General features: G+C 35.5%; 10 protein-coding genes. All 10 read left to right on the forward strand.

Annotated elements, in window-relative coordinates:
- The first annotated feature begins 28 nt into the window (after nt 1–28).
- Nucleotides 29–1,660, forward strand: a complete 1,632-nt coding sequence (locus tag DFQ06_RS14370) for a sulfatase family protein (protein ID WP_206672773.1) — start codon at nt 29–31, stop codon at nt 1,658–1,660.
- Nucleotides 1,661–1,671: 11 nt separating this feature from the next.
- Nucleotides 1,672–2,733: an alpha-L-fucosidase gene (locus DFQ06_RS14375; protein ID WP_133968427.1), complete on the forward strand. Its 1,062-nt coding sequence runs from the start codon at nt 1,672–1,674 to the stop codon at nt 2,731–2,733.
- A 22-nt stretch (nt 2,734–2,755) separates the two neighbouring features.
- Nucleotides 2,756–4,282, forward strand: a complete 1,527-nt coding sequence (locus DFQ06_RS14380) for a sulfatase family protein (protein WP_133968429.1) — start codon at nt 2,756–2,758, stop codon at nt 4,280–4,282.
- Nucleotides 4,283–5,929 carry an alpha-L-fucosidase gene (locus tag DFQ06_RS14385; RefSeq protein WP_133968431.1) on the forward strand — a complete coding sequence of 549 codons (1,647 nt, stop codon included), beginning with the start codon at nt 4,283–4,285 and terminating at the stop codon, nt 5,927–5,929. It abuts the gene before it with no gap.
- 313 nt (nt 5,930–6,242) lie between these two features.
- Nucleotides 6,243–7,844: a sulfatase family protein gene (locus DFQ06_RS14390; protein WP_042506115.1), complete on the forward strand. Its 1,602-nt coding sequence runs from the start codon at nt 6,243–6,245 to the stop codon at nt 7,842–7,844.
- Between the two features lie 39 nt (nt 7,845–7,883).
- Nucleotides 7,884–10,187, forward strand: coding sequence for a glycoside hydrolase family 95 protein (locus tag DFQ06_RS14395; RefSeq protein ID WP_133968433.1), 2,304 nt, complete (start codon nt 7,884–7,886; stop codon nt 10,185–10,187).
- A gap of 8 nt (nt 10,188–10,195) precedes the next feature.
- On the forward strand, nt 10,196–11,566 hold the full coding sequence (locus DFQ06_RS14400) for a sulfatase family protein (RefSeq protein WP_133968435.1): 1,371 nt from the start codon (nt 10,196–10,198) through the stop codon (nt 11,564–11,566).
- A 13-nt stretch (nt 11,567–11,579) separates the two neighbouring features.
- A complete protein-coding gene (locus DFQ06_RS14405; RefSeq protein WP_206672774.1) occupies nt 11,580–14,261 on the forward strand; it encodes a glycoside hydrolase family 3 protein in 2,682 nt (893 codons plus the stop codon).
- A 6-nt stretch (nt 14,262–14,267) separates the two neighbouring features.
- Nucleotides 14,268–15,698 (forward strand): glycoside hydrolase family 30 protein, encoded by a 1,431-nt coding sequence (locus tag DFQ06_RS14410; protein ID WP_133968437.1) that lies wholly within the window; start codon nt 14,268–14,270, stop codon nt 15,696–15,698.
- A gap of 8 nt (nt 15,699–15,706) precedes the next feature.
- Nucleotides 15,707–17,599 (forward strand): beta-N-acetylhexosaminidase, encoded by a 1,893-nt coding sequence (locus DFQ06_RS14415; protein ID WP_133968439.1) that lies wholly within the window; start codon nt 15,707–15,709, stop codon nt 17,597–17,599.
- The last annotated feature ends 3 nt before the right edge of the window (nt 17,600–17,602 follow it).

Genomic DNA, 17,602 nt, shown 5'->3' on the forward strand with positions numbered 1-17,602 from the left:
AAAAACACTAACAATTCAATTCATAAAAATGGCAAAACACATTCTGAATACAACAAAATTGAATAATTCCTACTTGGTGGTTTTATCGGCTTTTATGTTATGCTTTAGCTGTAAAAACGAAACAAAAGCTAAGGTTGAAGCTGAAACCCCACAACGACCAAATATTGTTTTTATAATGAGTGATGACCATGCTTACCAAGCCATTAGTGCTTACGGTCATGGACTAAATAACACGCCTAATATTGATAGAATTGCGAATGAAGGAGCGCTCTTTAACAGAGGTTTTGTAACAAATTCCATTTGTGCACCAAGTAGAGCTGTAATGCTAACTGGTAAACACAGCTTTGTAAACGGAAAAGTAGATAATATTAGTCCGTTTAACTGGGATCAAGACAACTTCGCTAAAACCCTTCAAAAATCGGGTTATCAAACCGCATTAATTGGTAAAATTCACATGGATGGTTTACCACAAGGTTTCGATTACTCCAACGTACTACCTGGCCAAGGTCAATATTACTCTCCAGAATTTATTGAGAATGGCGTAAAGAAAACCATACCAGGTTATGTAACAAACGTAACCACAGATATTGCATTGAACTGGTTAGAAAACAAACGTGAAAAAGACAAGCCTTTTTTAATGCTTTATCACCAAAAAGCTCCACATAGAACTTGGATGCCAGAGGAAAAATATTTAACGCTTTTTGATGATAAAACATTCGATCCGCCAGCAAACTTCTTTGATGATTACGAAGGGCGACCTGCTGCAGCAGCACACGAAATGGGAATCTACAAGGACATGGATTTAGTGTACGATTTAAAAATGCTAGATAAAGATGGTGATATAAAAACCAAGTACAGAGGCATGTTTCAAAAAAAATATGACCGTATGAATGCTGAGCAAAAAGCTGCTTGGGACACTTACTATGATCCTATTATAGCCGATTTTAAAGCTAAAAAATTAGAAGGAAAAGAACTTGCTCTTTGGAAATATAACCGCTACATGCACGATTACTTAAGAACCATTCAATCTGTAGATGATGGTGTTGGTGAAGTTTTAGATTATTTAAAAGAAAATGGTTTAGAAGAAAATACAATTGTTGTTTACACATCCGATCAAGGATTTTATTTAGGTGAACACGGCTGGTTCGACAAACGTTTTATGTACGAAGAGTCTTTTAGAACTCCAATTTTAGTTAAATATCCAAAAGAAATTAAAGCAGGTACTGTTGTTAATGGTCTTGTACAAAATTTAGACTTTGCACCAACATTTTTAGATTATGCAGGTGTAGATATTCCAAAAGACATTCAAGGAGAATCTTTTAGAAAGTTAGTAAATGGTGAAGCTAGTGAATGGCGTGATGCTATTTACTACACTTATTATGAATTCCCAGGAGAGCACCATGTAAAACGTCATTATGGCGTAAGAACAGATCGTTACAAATTAATCCATTTCTATTATGATATTGAACAATGGGAATTATACGATTTAGAAAAAGACCCTTCGGAAATGAATAACCTTTACAACGATCCTGCTTATGCCGATGTAAAAGCAGATATGCATAAGCAATTAGAAAATATGCGCACTAAATACGGAGATAGTGATGAGTTGAATGCTTCTCACCTAGAGCGTTATTTAACCGCAAAACATATAAAACACTAATAAATTATACTGTGCAGAAAAAACAAGTCATTTTAGTCACTCTTCTCTCATTAATCACTTTTGGCTTTGCTCAAGAACAGGTTAATTATTTAGAAGAATCTGAAGCCGATTTCACTAAAAGAATGCAATGGTTTACAGATGCTAAATATGGCATGTTTATTCATTTTGGTCTTTACAGCCAATTAGGCGGTATTTACAAAGGTAATGATGAAGGGCGCTATGCAGAATGGATTCAAGGAAATCAAAATATTTCTTCGGAAGAATATGCAACGTTAATAAACACTTGGAATCCTAAAGATTTTGATGCCAATAACATTGTAAAGCTAGCTAAAAAAGCAGGTATGAAATATTTGGTGGTTACTACCAAACACCATGAAGGTTTTTGCCTATGGGATTCTGAATATACCGATTTCGATATTGCTAAAAGTCCAATGAAAGGTAGAGATCTAGTAAAAGAACTTGCCGATGCTTGCAAAAAGGGCGGTTTACATTTTGGCACCTATTACAGCATCATAGATTGGCATCATCCATCCCAAACGGTGGAATATAACGAAGAAGAAAAGCGTAAAAACTGGGGATTAACCACCATGAAGGATGGCAGAAAAGAAGAGTATGTCACCTACATGAAAAACCAAATTAAGGAGCTTGTCGAAAATTACGATAGCGAAATTATTTGGTTCGATGCCGATTGGACACATTGGTGGACCGAAGAAGATGGTAACGATTTATATCAATACATCAGAACCTTAAAACCAAGCGTTATCATTAACAACCGCGTTTCAAAACGTGATAAATTCAAAAAAGATTTTGGTACGCCAGAACAATTTCATCCAGATTCAACTTTAAAACATTATTGGGAAGCTTGCTACACCATGAACGATTCTTGGGGCTTCAAAATAAAAGACACCGCTTGGAAAAGTCCAGAAGTCGTTTACCAAAAGCTTAAAGACATCAACCAAAAAGGCGGGAATTTCTTGCTCAATATTGGCCCTGATGGTGATGGAAATGTACCAAAAGAATCGGCCAAAATTTTAAAGCAGGTTGGTAAAATGATTGCTAAAGAAGAAAAATAAAATTACTATTTAAAACATAAACATGTCTAACAAAACCATATTTTACAGTGTTATTCTTATTGCATTAATAGCAACAGGATGTAAAGAAAAGCCAAAAGCAGAAAAAGCTGTGGCACAAAAGCCAAACATCCTTTTCCTATTTACAGACGATCAGCGTGCTGGTACCATAGAAGCCATGCACAAATACGGTGTAAAAACACCTAACATGGATAAGTTAGTAGAAAATGGAACATCGTTTACCAACTCTTATATTTTAGGAGCAACAACGGCGGCTGTTTGTTCTCCAAGTAGAGCGATGTTAATGACTGGGCGTCACTATTTCAATATAGAACCCAATGTTTATGCGCAATTTGCTTTTCCGAAGGAAGAAAAAGGAAAAAGTGATTTATTAACCTTTCCAGAATATTTTAAAGCTAACGGTTACGAAACTTTTGCGACAGGAAAACAACACAATGGTGAAATTTGGCTAGAGCGTGGTTTCAATCAAATAAAATCAGCCTTTTTAGGAGGTATGACTACACATTTTGGAACTAAAGTAAAAGATTACACACCAGAAACGGGATGGTCTGCTACTTATCAAGATAAAGAAAAATTTAGTAGTGAAGTTTTTGCAGATGCCGCTGTTGGTTTTTTAGATAGTTATAAAGAAAAGGATCCGTTTTTAATGTATGTTGCCTTTACTGCTCCACACGATCCAAGAACTGCGCCTCAGGAATTTCACGATATGTACCCTACTGAAGACATGAAAGTGCCAGAAAATTTTATGCCTGAGCATCCTTTTGAAATTGCTGATGATAGAATTAGAGATGAAGTTTTAGCGCCTTTTCCAAGAACAGAAGCTATTATTCAAAAAGAAATATCAGATTATTATGCCATGATTACGGCTACCGATGCACAAATTGGTCGCGTTTTAAAAGCTCTAAAAGCTTCTGGACAAGCAGAGAACACTATTATTGTTTTTGCCGGAGATAACGGTTTAGCTTTAGGACAACATGGTTTATTAGGAAAACAAAATGTGTATGAACATAGTGTTGGTGTACCTTTAATTTTTTGTGGACCAAACATTCCTAAAAATCAAAAAACCGATGCCCTAGCCTATTTACACGATGTGTTTCCTACGCTATGTGGTTTAACTGGACTAGAGATTCCTAAATCTATTCAAACAGAAGATTTAACACCAGTTATCAAAGGTGAAAAGAAAGAAGTAAGAAACAGTATGCTGTATGCCTATAATTCTTGGCCTGGAGATTTATTAAACAAAAACAGAAAACATAATCCTGGTGGCGGTCACCGCGCGGTTCGTAAAGGCGATTACAAATTAATTGTAAGTGCAAAGCATGAAGTTTTCACCTATCAATTATTCAATGTAAAAGAAGATTCTTGGGAGCTTAATAATCTAATAGACGATGAAAAATTCAAAACTATTAAAGATGATTTAATGTCAGAATTACAAATTCTTATTGATGAAACAGGCGATCCTGCAGAATTAGATAAAAATGAATTTGGACTATTTGATGATATTGAAGCTTACAACTTTAAAAAAAAATAAATGACCAATAGACATTCAAATACAATAGTAATCTCAATTAAAAAGCCTGTTTTTTTAAACATGCTTTTTGTTGTTTTATTTTTCTTGGGCTCAACACAATTTATAAAAGCTCAAAACAAAGACTTAACATGGGATGAACTTGCTAATCAATATGAATGTCCAGAATGGTTTCGTGATGCCAAATTCGGAATCTGGTTTCATTGGGGACCACAAGCTGTACCTGAACAAGGTGGCGGTTGGTATGCTAGACATATGTACATGAAAGATGTTGGCCGCCAGAAATTTGGAAAAATGGCCAATCCGTATCACTTACAAACTTATGGCCACCCTTCAGAATTCGGTTTTAAAGATATTATCCATGCATGGAAAGCTGAAAAATTTGATGCTGAATATTTAATAAATTTTTCAAAAGAAAATGGTGCAAAATATATTGTAGCCTTGGCAAATCATCATGATCATTTCGATTTATTCAACTCTTCTTATCATCCATGGAATTCGGTTAATGTTGGTCCTAAAAAAGATATTATTGGTGCTTTTGAAAAAGCTACACGTAATGCTGGCTTGAAATTTGGAGTAACTAGCCATGACGATCGTTTTCTAAACTGGTGGCAACCTGCTTTTGGAGCAGATAAAACAGGTGAATATGCAGGAATACCTTATGATGGTCGTTTAACAAAAGCCGATGGCAAAGGAAAATGGTGGGAAGGTTTAGACCCTAAAGATTTATATGGTCCAGCACCAGAAGATCGTACACCCGAAATTATTGAAGATATTAAAAAAAACTGGTTAAAACGCCATATTGAATTAGTTACAAACTACAAACCTGATCTATTATATAATGATGGTTTTAACTTTACGTATGGCGATTACGGTAAAGAAGTTACCCGAAAACTGTATAACAATAGTTTAAAGGATAATGGCAAAATAGATGCTGTTATGCTTTTAAAAAAACAAGCAAAAGGCACGGTTAACGAAGTAGAATCTGGAGGTAGTAATACCTTAAGAGCATATCCTTGGCAATCGGAAATTACGTTTACCGATTGGTTTTATAAAAAAGACCGACACCTAACTCATAATGCGCGTACCATTTTAGAAATGCTAATTGAAGCCGTAAGTAAAAATGGAAACTTGCTATTAAGTATGGAATTAAAGCCAGATGGCACAATTCCTGATGAGATAAAAAAGAGTGTAAAAATAGTTGGCGATTGGCTTAAAATAAATGGTGAAGCAATTTACGGAACACGTCCATGGACAGTTTATGGCGATGGTAGAAGTGTTCGAGGAGAAGCCGTTGAAACCGTTGGTGGCGAATTACGAAATGCTACAGAGTCTCAAAAGCATGGCGAACATTTTAACCAACGTACAACAGCAACACCTGCTTTTGCTCACGATGAAGTTCGTTACACCACAAAAGGTGATAATTTTTACATAACCGTAATGAATCCTAAAGGTGGTGAATTCGTTATTCCTTCATTAGGGAAGTCTAGCGAAGTTACCCCAGGAAATTTAAAAGGGTTAATACAATTATATAACGGTAGAAAGGTTTCATATAAACAAACAAATAACGGTTTAACTATAAATATGCCAGTGGTTAATGGAGATAGCTATCCTGTGGTTTTAAAAGCTAAATTCAAAAAGAAACATTAACTGTACAGCGGCAACAAAAGTATCTGTTAATGTCAAAAATGTAGGAGATTTGAAAGGTGAAGAAGTTGTACAATTGTAGAAAGTTCGGTTAAAACGAGCTTAATAAAATTTATGCGGTATAAAGCGTATTTCTTTAAAACCATAAAAGGCAACTACAATAACTTTTGAAACCACTTTAGAAGAGTTACAATTCTTTGATAGAGAGTTGCATAAAAAAGGAGTTGAGCCGGGAGATTTTGAAATAGGTATTAGTCCTTCATCAAATAATTTTGAAACTGTAAAACTAATTGTTACAAATTAAACTCAAAAAAAAATGAAACATGTACTTAAAATAGGTGCCATTTGTTTACTTGCCCTTACAACTGTAACTAGCTGTAAAGAAAAAACAAAACAAGTAGAAACTAAAGCTGAAGTAAAACCAGAAAGGCCTAATATCTTATACATCATGGCCGATGATCATACGTCTCAAGCCTTAGGTATTTACGATGGAATTTTAAAAGATTATGTACATACCCCAAACATTGAGCGTTTAGCTGCAGAAGGACTTGTGTTAGATAATTGTTTGGTATCCAACTCCATTTGTTCGCCAAGTAGAGCCACAATTCTTACCGGTCAATACAGTCATATTAACGGTGTAAAAATTCTAGCGGGTGGTTTACCTCCAACGCATCCTACCATTGCTGGGGTTTTAAAGCGTGGCGGTTATCAAACCTCTATTATAGGGAAATGGCATTTAAAACAAGAACCTACCGATGAGTTCGATTATTACAGTGTTTTGCCTGGACAAGGTAGATATTGGAATCCTATATTGAAAACCAAAGAGAATTGGAAAGATTATATGGAAGGAGGTAAAGCTTATGAAGGTTTTAGTACGGATGTTATTGCAGATAAAACCATTGAATGGATTGATAAAAGAGATAAAGACAAACCTTTTATGATGATGTGTCATTTTAAAGCCACGCACGAGCCATTTGATTATCCAGAACGTTTTAGTCATTTATATCGAGATCAAGATATTCCTGTTCCTAGTTCACTTTATGATAAAGGCGCAGAAACTACGGGTAGATCTTTTAAAGGCCAATCTGTAGATAATTTAAAAGAAAGATATTTATTAGCTTCAAAAGATCCTGAAAATGTACCGGGTTACATGAAGTATCCTGAATTACCATTAACTGTAGATGGTTTAACAAATGATGAAGCTAGATATAAAACCTACCAAAAATATGTAAAAGACTTCATGCGTTGTGGAGCCGCTATTGATGATAATATTGGTAAATTATTAGATTATTTAGACAAATCTGGATTAGCAGAAAACACCATCGTTATTTATACAGCAGACCAAGGTTACTTTTTAGGAGAACACGGTTGGTTTGATAAACGATTAATATATGAAGAGTCTATTCACATGCCTTTCGTAATTCGTTATCCAAAAGAAATTCCTGCAGGAACACGTAATTCAGATCTTATTGAAAATGTAGATTTCTCGGCGTTATTTGCAGATTATGCAGGTGTTGATTATCCTGAAACGATGCAAGGCCACTCGTTCCGTGAGAACTTAAAAGGAAATACGTCTAAAGATTGGAGAAAGTATGGGTATTACAGATATTGGGACCATTCTATAGATCGTCCTGGACATTTTGGAATTAGAGGAGAACGTTACAAACTAGCCTTCTATTACGGAAATGCATTAAAGGAAAACGGGTTTACTAAAGAAAATCAACCAAAGAAATTTTGGGACTTTTACGATTTAGAAAAAGACCCAAACGAATCTCATAATGCTTATAATGATCCGGAATACCAAGAGATTATTAAAGAAATGAAAGTAGAAATCTTGAAACAAAGAGAAGCTTTAAAAGATACGGATCCAGATAATCCGGAAATCCATGAGATTATAGAAAAACACTGGAACGCTTAATTTATAAAAAATACAGTAGATAGACTAAATATAACAATTATGAAGTTGAACAAAAAAACAATTATTTCCTGTGTGTCTATTCTATTATGTATAGCTACAATTTCAGCACAGGAAATTCATAAATTATCTTATGAGTCTCCTGCTCAAAAATGGACCGAAGCTTTACCTATAGGAAACGGTAGCCTTGGCGCTATGGTTTTTGGCGGTGTTACCGAAGAACATATTCAGTTTAACGAAGAAACTCTTTGGGCTGGAAAACCTCATGATTATGCACATAAAGGCGCTTACAAGTATTTAGATACCATTCGTCAATTATTAACAAATGGGAAACAAGTAGATGCTCAAAACTTAGCGATGCAAGAGTTTATGAGTACGCCTTTAAAGCAAAAGGCTTACCAACCTTTTGGTGATATTTACATCGCTTTTAAAGGTCATGAAAACTACAAGAATTACACAAGAGAGCTAAACATAGAAGAGGCCATTAGTAAAGTCTCTTATTCTGTAGATGGCGTAGATTTTAAAAGAGAAGTATTCTCTAGTTACCCATCACAAGTTATTGCTATTAATTTAACATCAAGTAAATCTAAAGCACTTCATTTCGATTTATGGTTAGATGCCCTTCACGAAGATAAAACGGTAAAAACCGTTGGAAACACACAAACGTTAAAGGTTCAAGTTAAAGAAGGTGCCCTTAGAGGCGTTGCCACTTTAAACATTCAAACTAATGGTACTATTGAAACTGTAAACGGGAAACTTCAAATTTCCAATGCATCAAAAGCAACCATATATTTAACAGCAGCAACCAACTATATTAAATATAATGATGTTTCGGGAAATCCTGAAAACATTACGCAAAACACTTTAGCACATGTTGCTTCAGAAAATTATAAAAAAGTAAAAAAACTACACTTAAAAGATTACCAATCGCTATACTATCGTTTTGATATTGATTTTGGTGATAATGGGAAATCAGCAAACACCACCGATAAGCGTATTTTCGACTTCTGGAAGACACCAAACGATCCGCAATTAATTGCACTTTACGTACAATATGCCCGTTATTTAATGATAGCGAGTAGCCGTCCAGGAACGAAACCACCAACATTGCAAGGTATTTGGAACCATAAATTAACGCCACCATGGTTTAGTAGCTACACAACCAATATTAATTTAGAAATGAATTATTGGCCAGTTGAAATTGCTAACCTTAGTGAATGTCACGAACCGCTTTTCGATTTTATAAAAGATGTTTCTGAAACTGGAAAAAACGTAGCCAAAGAACATTACGGCGCTAAGGGTTGGAATGTACATCACAACGTTGATATTTGGAGAGGTGCTGCACCAGTAAACCATTCTAATCATGGACTTTGGTTATCTGGTAGTGCTTGGCTTTGTTCGCATATTTGGGAACATTACTTATTTACAAAAGATGAAACTTTTTTAAAGAACAATTATGCTTTAATGAAAGAGTCAGCGCTTTTCTATACCGATTTTTTAGTTGAAGATCCAAAAACAGGTTACCTGATAAGTACGCCATCTACATCGCCAGAAATTGGTGGTTTAGTGGCTGGACCAACGATGGATCACCAAATCATAAGAGCGCTTTTCAAAAGTGTTGTTGAAGCATCTTCAATCTTAAAAACAGATGAAGCTTTCGCTGAAAAACTAACGACTATGATTCCTAAAATTGCACCAAACCAAATAGGTAAACACGGGCAATTGCAAGAATGGTTAGAAGATAAAGATAATCCAGAAAGTCATCACAGGCACGTGTCGCACTTATGGTCGGTCTATCCTGGAAGTGAAATTAATTACGAAGACACTCCAGAATTAATGAAAGCTGCAAAACAATCTTTAGAATTTAGAGGTGATAACGGCACAGGTTGGAGTTTAGCTTGGAAAGTTAATTTCTGGTCACGTTTTAAAGATGGAAACCGCGCTTACAAATTATTGAATGTATTATTAAGTCCTGCAGAAATTCCGGAACGCAAAATTAGAGGAGGCTCCTACCCTAACCTTTTCGATGCACATCCGCCATTTCAAATTGATGGAAATTTTGGTGGTGCTTCAGGTATCTTAGAAATGTTATTACAAAGTCATTTAGATAAAATCCAATTATTACCAGCCTTACCAAATGCTTTAGCCGACGGTGAAGTAAAAGGCATTGTTGCTAGAGGTGGTTTTGAATTGGCTTTCTCTTGGAAAAACTCGAAATTACAATACGTTGAAATTACATCTAAAAAAGGAGAAGCTTGTGTTTTAGAGTACAACGGAAATACGATAGAGTTTGACACCAAAGCAGGAAAAACGTATAAGTTCGACGGTTCATTAAATAAAAAATAATTCAGAATATGAAATTCGTAATCAGCATACTCACCGTTTTTTTAAGTTGTACAGGAGCGCTTTCAGCACAAAAAACAATTGAGAAACCTAACGTCATTATCTTCTTTACAGACGATCAAGGCTATCAAGATGTTGGTGTTTTTGGTTCTCCATTAATAAAAACACCCAACTTAGATAATATGGCTGCAAACGGTATAAAATTTACCGATTTCTATGCTGCTTCATCAGTATGCTCGCCATCAAGAGCAGCCTTATTAACTGGAGCATATCCGCCACGTGTTGGTGTGCCCAAAGTGTTGTGGCCTAACTTACCTGGAGGTTTATCAAATGAAGAACAAACCATAGCCAATATACTGAAATCTAAGGGATATACTACGGCTTGCATTGGTAAATGGCATCTGGGAGACCAACAACAATATTTACCTACTTCACAAGGTTTTGATAGGTATTACGGTATTCCGTTTAGTAATGATATGTCGGTAAATCCAGAATCTAAGGTTTCTAAAAACATCGTGTTTAGAGAAGGTATGATTTTAGATAGTTTACGAGAGAAAAAATGGAGAGGAAAAAGAGTCCCATTAATGAAACAAGATGAAGTTATTGAATATCCTGTAGATCAATCTACTGTTACTAAGCGTTACACAAAAGAAGCCATTAATTTTATAAAAGAAAACCAAAATGAACCTTTCTTTTTATACTTGGCTCATTCCATGCCACATGTCCCATTATATGCCTCGCCAGATTTTAAAGGTAAAAGTGCAAGAGGATTATACGGCGATACTATTGAAGAAATCGATTGGAGTGTTGGTGAAGTTTTAAAAACATTAAAAGAACAAGGTATTGATGAAAATACGTTAGTGATTTTTACTTCAGATAATGGTCCTTGGACATCAAAAGGAGATCAAGGTGGTAGTGCCTTGCCTTTAAGGGGACACAAGAATCAAACTTTTGAGGGTGGATTTCGAGTACCTATGATTGCACAATGGCCAGGTAAAATTAAAGCGGGTGTGGTTACCGATAAATTAGCTTCAACTATAGATATTTTACCAACCTTAGTCTATTTAACAGATGCAGAATTACCTAAACAAGAAATAGATGGTAAAAATATGTGGTCCCTACTTTCAGGAAATGAAAAAGCGAAGTCGCCACATAGAAAAGATGGTTTCTTTTATTACAAAGATTCTACCTTAGAAGCGGTTAGAAAAGGGGATTGGAAACTTCGTATTACACAAAATTGTGTAGCGCTCTACAACCTTAAAAACGATATTTCCGAAAGTGAAAATGTAGCAGAGGCAAACCCTAAAATCGTAAAGAAGTTACAGAAAATGATCACAGAATTCGATACCGATTTAAAAGCAAACAAACATCAATATAATTAAAAATAATAGCAGTTTGAAAAAGATTCTCCATACCCTAAAAATAGTCAGTGTTCTTGCACTCATCATAAGTGCTTTCGCTTTTTCTAATAAGAAAGACCCACCTTATAAAAACCCTAAATTACCCGTTGAAGAACGTGTAAGCGATTTATTAGGCCGAATGACATTAGAAGAAAAATTCTGGCAAATGTTTATGATTCCTGGCGATTTAAAGATTGGAAAAGACAAATTGAAACACGGTATTTTTGGTTTTCAAATTTCTTCAAAAGGATTAAATGATAATGCAGCCGAACAAATTATGGATTATGGTTCTACGGGAACTGCAGCCAATATGGCTAACGAAATTAACGAACTTCAAAAGTTTTTCTTAGAAGAAACCCGTTTAGGAATTCCTATCATTCCTTTTAACGAAGCCCTTCACGGTTTAGCTCGAGATGGAGCTACCATGTATCCGCAAGCCATTGCATTAGCAGCAACTTGGGATACAGACTTAGTTGGCGAAGTAGCTGGTGCCATAACAAAGGAGACAAAAACAAGAGGAATTCGTCAAATATTATCGCCAGTATTAAATATAGCACGCGATGTGCGTTGGGGACGTACCGAAGAAACCTATGGTGAAGATCCATATTTAACAACGCAAATGGCGCTTTCTTATCTTGGAGAATTCGAGAAAGAAGGTGTAATAACCACACCAAAACACTTTGTTGCTAATGTAGGCGCAGGTGGTCGAGATAGTTACCCTATTAGTTATAACGAACGTATTTTAGAGGAAATTTACTTCCCTGCTTTTAAAGCTGTTTTTCAAGAAGTAGGAGCTCGATCTGTAATGACGTCTTACAACTCCTTAAACGGTACGCCATGTACGTCTAACGAGTGGTTATTGCGTACTAAACTGAAAGAAGAATGGGGTTTTGATGGCTTTGTAATCTCTGATGCTGGAGCTACAGGTGGTGCTAATGTATTACACTTTACAGCTAAAGATTATGCCGAAGCTACAGAAGATGCTGTAGAAGCTGGTTTAGATGTTATGTTTCAAACCAACTACAACCACTACCCTTTATTTTGGGAAGCTTACAAAAATGGTATGGTCGATATTAAAGCCATTGACGAAGCAGTTAGCCGTATTTTAAAAGCTAAATTCGAATTAAGTTTATTTGAAAACCCATACGTAGATGCTAAAGAAGCAGCAATTTGGAACGGACATAAAACACACCGTGAGTTGGCTAGAAAAGCAGCCTCTAAAGCGATGGTTTTATTAAAAAATGAAAATGAAGCTTTACCAATTGATAAAGCTGTTAAAAAAATAGCCCTTATTGGTCACGATGTAAAAACCGTGCGATTAGGTGGTTACAGTGGCCCAGGAAATAATCTTATTTCTATGTATCAAGGTGTATCAGATAAAATAGGTAAAGACAATATTATCTATACTCCTGGTGTAGCTTTAGCTGAAGAAAATTATAACGCAATAGCCTCTTCATACTTATCAACTACCAAAGATGGTAAACAAGTTGCAGGTTTAAAAGGTGATTATTTTGATAATATTAAATTAAGCGGCCAACCTAAAGTAGAGCGTATTGATAAGCAAATTAAGTTTGGATGGACCTTATTTTCACCACATGAAGATTTAGCTTACGATTGGTTTTCGGTACGATGGACAGGAAAACTAAAAGCGCCAAAAACAGGTGATTTTAATATTGGTATTGAAGGTAACGACGGATACCGCATGTATTTAGACGGTAAATTAATTATTGATAACTGGCAAAAACAATCGTATAACAGTATTTTAAAACCTTTTTCTTTTGAAGAAGGAAAAACATACGATATTAAAATTGAGTTTTTTGAAGCCGCAGGAAATGCAAAATTCAAATTAATTTGGGATGCCGAAATTCAAAATGAATGGGAACAACAAATTGCAGATGCTGTTGCAGCTGCAGAAAAAAGTGATGTTGCCGTAGTGGTTGCTGGTATTCACGAAGGTGAATTTCAAGATCGTGCTTTATTAGCTTTACCAGGTCATCAAGAAGCATTAATTAAAGCCATTGCTAAAACAGGAAAACCAACAGTTGTTGTTTTAGTTGGTGGTAGCGCCATTACTATGTCTAACTGGATTAACGATGTCGATAGTGTTTTAATGGCGTGGTATTCTGGTGAAAATGGCGGAAACGGTTTTGCAGATATCCTTTTTGGTGATGAAAATCCTGCCGGACGTTTACCAATTACTTTTCCGGTAGATGAAGCGCAATGCCCATTGTATTACAACAATAAACCAACCGGTCGTGGTGATAATTACCACAACTTAACAGGGCAACCTTTATTCCCTTTTGGTTACGGATTAAGTTATACGGCCTTTGAATATTCAGATATTGAATTCAGTAAAAATAATATTTCAGCTAACGAAAGCGTAGAAGTTTCTTGTACCATTAAAAATGCAGGAACAGTTGCTGGAGACGAAGTGGTTCAACTTTATATCCGTGATGAATTAGCTTCAGTATCTCGCCCTATTAAAGAATTAAAAGGTTTTAAACGCATCACTTTAAACCCTGGAGAATCTCAAAATGTAACCTTTAAATTAGATCCGAAAGCCTTATCTATGTTAGACAAAGACATGAAAAGATTAGTTGAAGCAGGCGATTTTAGAATCATGGTTGGTGCTTCATCAAAAGATATCCGTTTAAGAAAAATTTTAACAGTAAAATAAAACATTATGAACGTTTTTAAATATTCAGCTTTAACCCTTTTAGTCGCTTTTTCAGCTTGTAAAAAACAGCCTCAAGTAACTTGGGTAAGCAGTACTAATGATAATGTTTGGGTTGAAAAAACCTATAATCCTTCTGAGGAAAATACAGCTACTAACCTATCCATTACTATTGATACACAAAACCAAGAACAAGAAGTTACAGGTTTTGGAGGTTGTTTCAACGAATTAGGTTGGGATGCTTTAGCTATGGTAACTCCAGAAGAAAAACAACAAATTTTAAACGATTTATTTAGTCAAGAAACCGGTTGTAAATTCAACGTTTGTAGAATGCCTATTGGCGCTAATGATTATGCTGTAGATTGGTACAGTCATAACGAAACTGCGGAAGATTTTGCAATGTCGAACTTCTCTATCGATCGTGATAAAAAACGTTTAATTCCATACATTAAGGAAGCACAAAAAATAAATCCAGAAATAGAAGTTTGGGCTTCACCATGGTGTCCACCATCTTGGATGAAACATAGCAAACATTACGCTTGTAAATCTAATCCTGAATTTAACGATTTACCAGAAGAATGGAGTTCTACGCAAGAATTAGTGTCTCGTTTTATTACAGAGCCTAAATATTTTGAAGCCTACGCTTTATATTTTTCAAAGTTTGTTCAGGCTTACACCGAAGAGGGGATTGATATTAGTGCAGTACATGTTCAGAACGAATATAATTCGGCTCAAAATTTCCCGTCATGTGTTTGGGACCCTAAAGATTTAGGTGTTTTTATTGCAGATTATTTAGGTCCGAAATTTAAAGCCGATCAATTAGATACTGAAATTTGGTTAGGTACTGTAGAGCGTCCACAAATAGAACGTGTGGATGATGTTTTACAATACAAAAACACTGAAGATTATGTTACAGGTGTTGGTTTTCAATGGGCAGGAAAAGGCGCTATTGAAGCTGTACATGCTAAATATCCAGACATGCAATTAATGCAAACTGAAACAGAATGTGGTGATGGTTCTAACGATTGGAAAGCGGCAGAATACACCTTCAACTTAATGAAACATTATTTTGAAAACGGTGCCAACTCATACATGTATTGGAATATGGTTTTAGATGAAACAGGAAAAAGCCAATGGGGATGGAAACAAAATTCTATGATTTCTATCGATAGTAACACCAAAGCTATAAAATACAACCCTGAGTTTTATTTAATGAAACATTTAAGTGCTTTTGTAGCGCCAGGTTCGGTAAAATTATCGGCCTCTGGAGATACTAATAACGCACTTGCTTTTTATAACAAAGCCAATAATGAGGTAACTGTTTTGGCTTACAACAATACTTCGGAAGCTCAAGAATTAGCATTAAACATCAATAACGAGATTGTAAAAGTAGCCCTAGACGGAAAATCTTTTAATACGCTTGCTGTAAGTTTAAATTAGAATAACACATGATAAACACTTCATATAAAACAAATATTTACAGAACAAAAACAGTAGCATTACTTTTAGTATGTCTCATGTTTTCAGTAAGTATTTATGCTCAAGATGTCCAGAATACTTTTATCCCGCAACCAGAATCTGTTGTCTACGCTTCAGGCGGATTTAAATTAGATGAAAACACGAAAGTTTTTATTCCGAAGAAATTCAGCAAAGCTTTAGCGCCTATGGTGTCATCAACACTTACAAGTGACACCGGTTTATCGCTTACTGTAAACGCAGGAAGAACCTCTGCATCTAAAAACGTTATCGTTTTTGAAAAAGTAAAAAACGCATCTATTGAAGCCGAAGGTTATGTTTTAGAAGTAAATGCTTCTAAAATTACAGTAAAAGCAACCGATTATGCTGGTTTATTTAATGGTTTCCAAACTTTGAGACAGGCTATTCCTGCCGGTTCAAACGGATCAACAGCCATACCAAGTTTGATTATTACCGACAATCCAAGATTCCATTGGCGTGGTGTGTTGTTCGATGTTTCTCGTCATTTTCAAACTAAAGCTTTTATTTTGAAACAACTTGATGTATTAGCTTCATATAAAATAAACAAATTTCATTGGCATTTAACCGACGATCAAGGCTGGAGAATTGAAATTAAAAAATACCCAAACCTCACTCAAAAAGGGGCTTGGCGTGCCGACAGAACAGGTATTGCTTGGTGGTCTCGTGAGCATGCTACAGCAGATGAACCTAAAACCGTTGGTGGTTTTTATACCCAAGAAGATATTAAAGAAGTTATTGCTTATGCAGCTGCTAGAAATATTGAGGTGATACCAGAAATTGATGTTCCCGGACACAGTAAAGCTTTAGTAGCATCGTATCCAGAATTGTTTTGTTTTGATGGGGAAACTGATGCTAATTTTGAATTAGCCACTGGTGGAAAAGCGCCCGATAACGCAGTTTGTGCAGGAAAAGAAACTACCTATGCTTTTTTAGAAGATGTTATTAAAGAAGTAGCCGAGTTATTTCCTTCTAAATACATCCATATTGGTGGAGATGAATGCAACAAAACAAATTGGAAAAAATGTCCGCATTGCCAAAAAGTAATGACAGATTACAACCTTGCCGATGAAGAAGAATTACAAAGTCATTTTATTCAAAAAGTAAACAAAATAGTAACTGCTCAAAATAAACTTATGATTGGGTGGGATGAAATTTTAAGCGGTAAAGGTGCCAAAGGCGCTACCATTATGGCTTGGAGAAGAGGACGACACACCCCAGAATTACAGGCGCCTCGTGAAGGTTACCCAACCATTATGACGTCGTATTTACACTCTTATATCAGTCGTGTTCAAGGCCCGACATTTATGGAGCCAGAAGGACCAAATTCGGTATTACCTTTATCTGTAGTTTATAATCATGAGCCTATTCCTGCTGAATTAACTGCGAAAGAAGCAAGCCGTGTATTAGGAAACCAAACTTGTTTATGGGCCGAGTTTACACCAACCGAAGAACATTTTGAATACATGCTTTACCCAAGAACCTTAGCAAGTGCGGAAGTATCTTGGAGTGATCCAAAAGTAAAAAACTGGGAACGTTTTCAAAATGCATTAAAAAGTGATCATTTTAAACGTTTAGAAAGAGATAACGTCAATTATGCAAATAGCATGTTTACTGTGTATCCTGCTTTTGCTATCGATCAATTAAATACAGAAGCTATTGTGTTTTTGAAAACCGAAACTGTTGGCTTTTCTATTTATTACACGCTTGATGGAAGCGATCCAACAATAAACGCGATTAAGTACGAAGGCGATTTTAAAACAAAACCTAAAACCCTTTTAAAAGCTGGTTTATTTAACGAAGCTGGTGAATTACTAGGTGAAATAACAGAAATACGATTAAAATAAAAT

It is taken from the genome of Algibacter lectus (assembly GCF_004368925.1).
GTDB lineage: Bacteria > Bacteroidota > Bacteroidia > Flavobacteriales > Flavobacteriaceae > Algibacter > Algibacter lectus.

Excerpts from the sequence above, each read along its gene's own strand:
- DFQ06_RS14410 (WP_133968437.1), top strand. The coding sequence starts at position 14,268 with ATGAACGTTTTTAAATATTCAGCTTTAACCCTTTTAGTCGCTTTTTCA.
- DFQ06_RS14370 (WP_206672773.1), top strand. The coding sequence starts at position 29 with ATGGCAAAACACATTCTGAATACAACAAAATTGAATAATTCCTACTTG.
- DFQ06_RS14390 (WP_042506115.1), top strand. The coding sequence starts at position 6,243 with ATGAAACATGTACTTAAAATAGGTGCCATTTGTTTACTTGCCCTTACA.
- DFQ06_RS14385 (WP_133968431.1), top strand. The coding sequence starts at position 4,283 with ATGACCAATAGACATTCAAATACAATAGTAATCTCAATTAAAAAGCCT.
- DFQ06_RS14380 (WP_133968429.1), top strand. The coding sequence starts at position 2,756 with ATGTCTAACAAAACCATATTTTACAGTGTTATTCTTATTGCATTAATA.
- DFQ06_RS14400 (WP_133968435.1), top strand. The coding sequence starts at position 10,196 with ATGAAATTCGTAATCAGCATACTCACCGTTTTTTTAAGTTGTACAGGA.
- DFQ06_RS14415 (WP_133968439.1), top strand. The coding sequence starts at position 15,707 with ATGATAAACACTTCATATAAAACAAATATTTACAGAACAAAAACAGTA.
- DFQ06_RS14395 (WP_133968433.1), top strand. The coding sequence starts at position 7,884 with ATGAAGTTGAACAAAAAAACAATTATTTCCTGTGTGTCTATTCTATTA.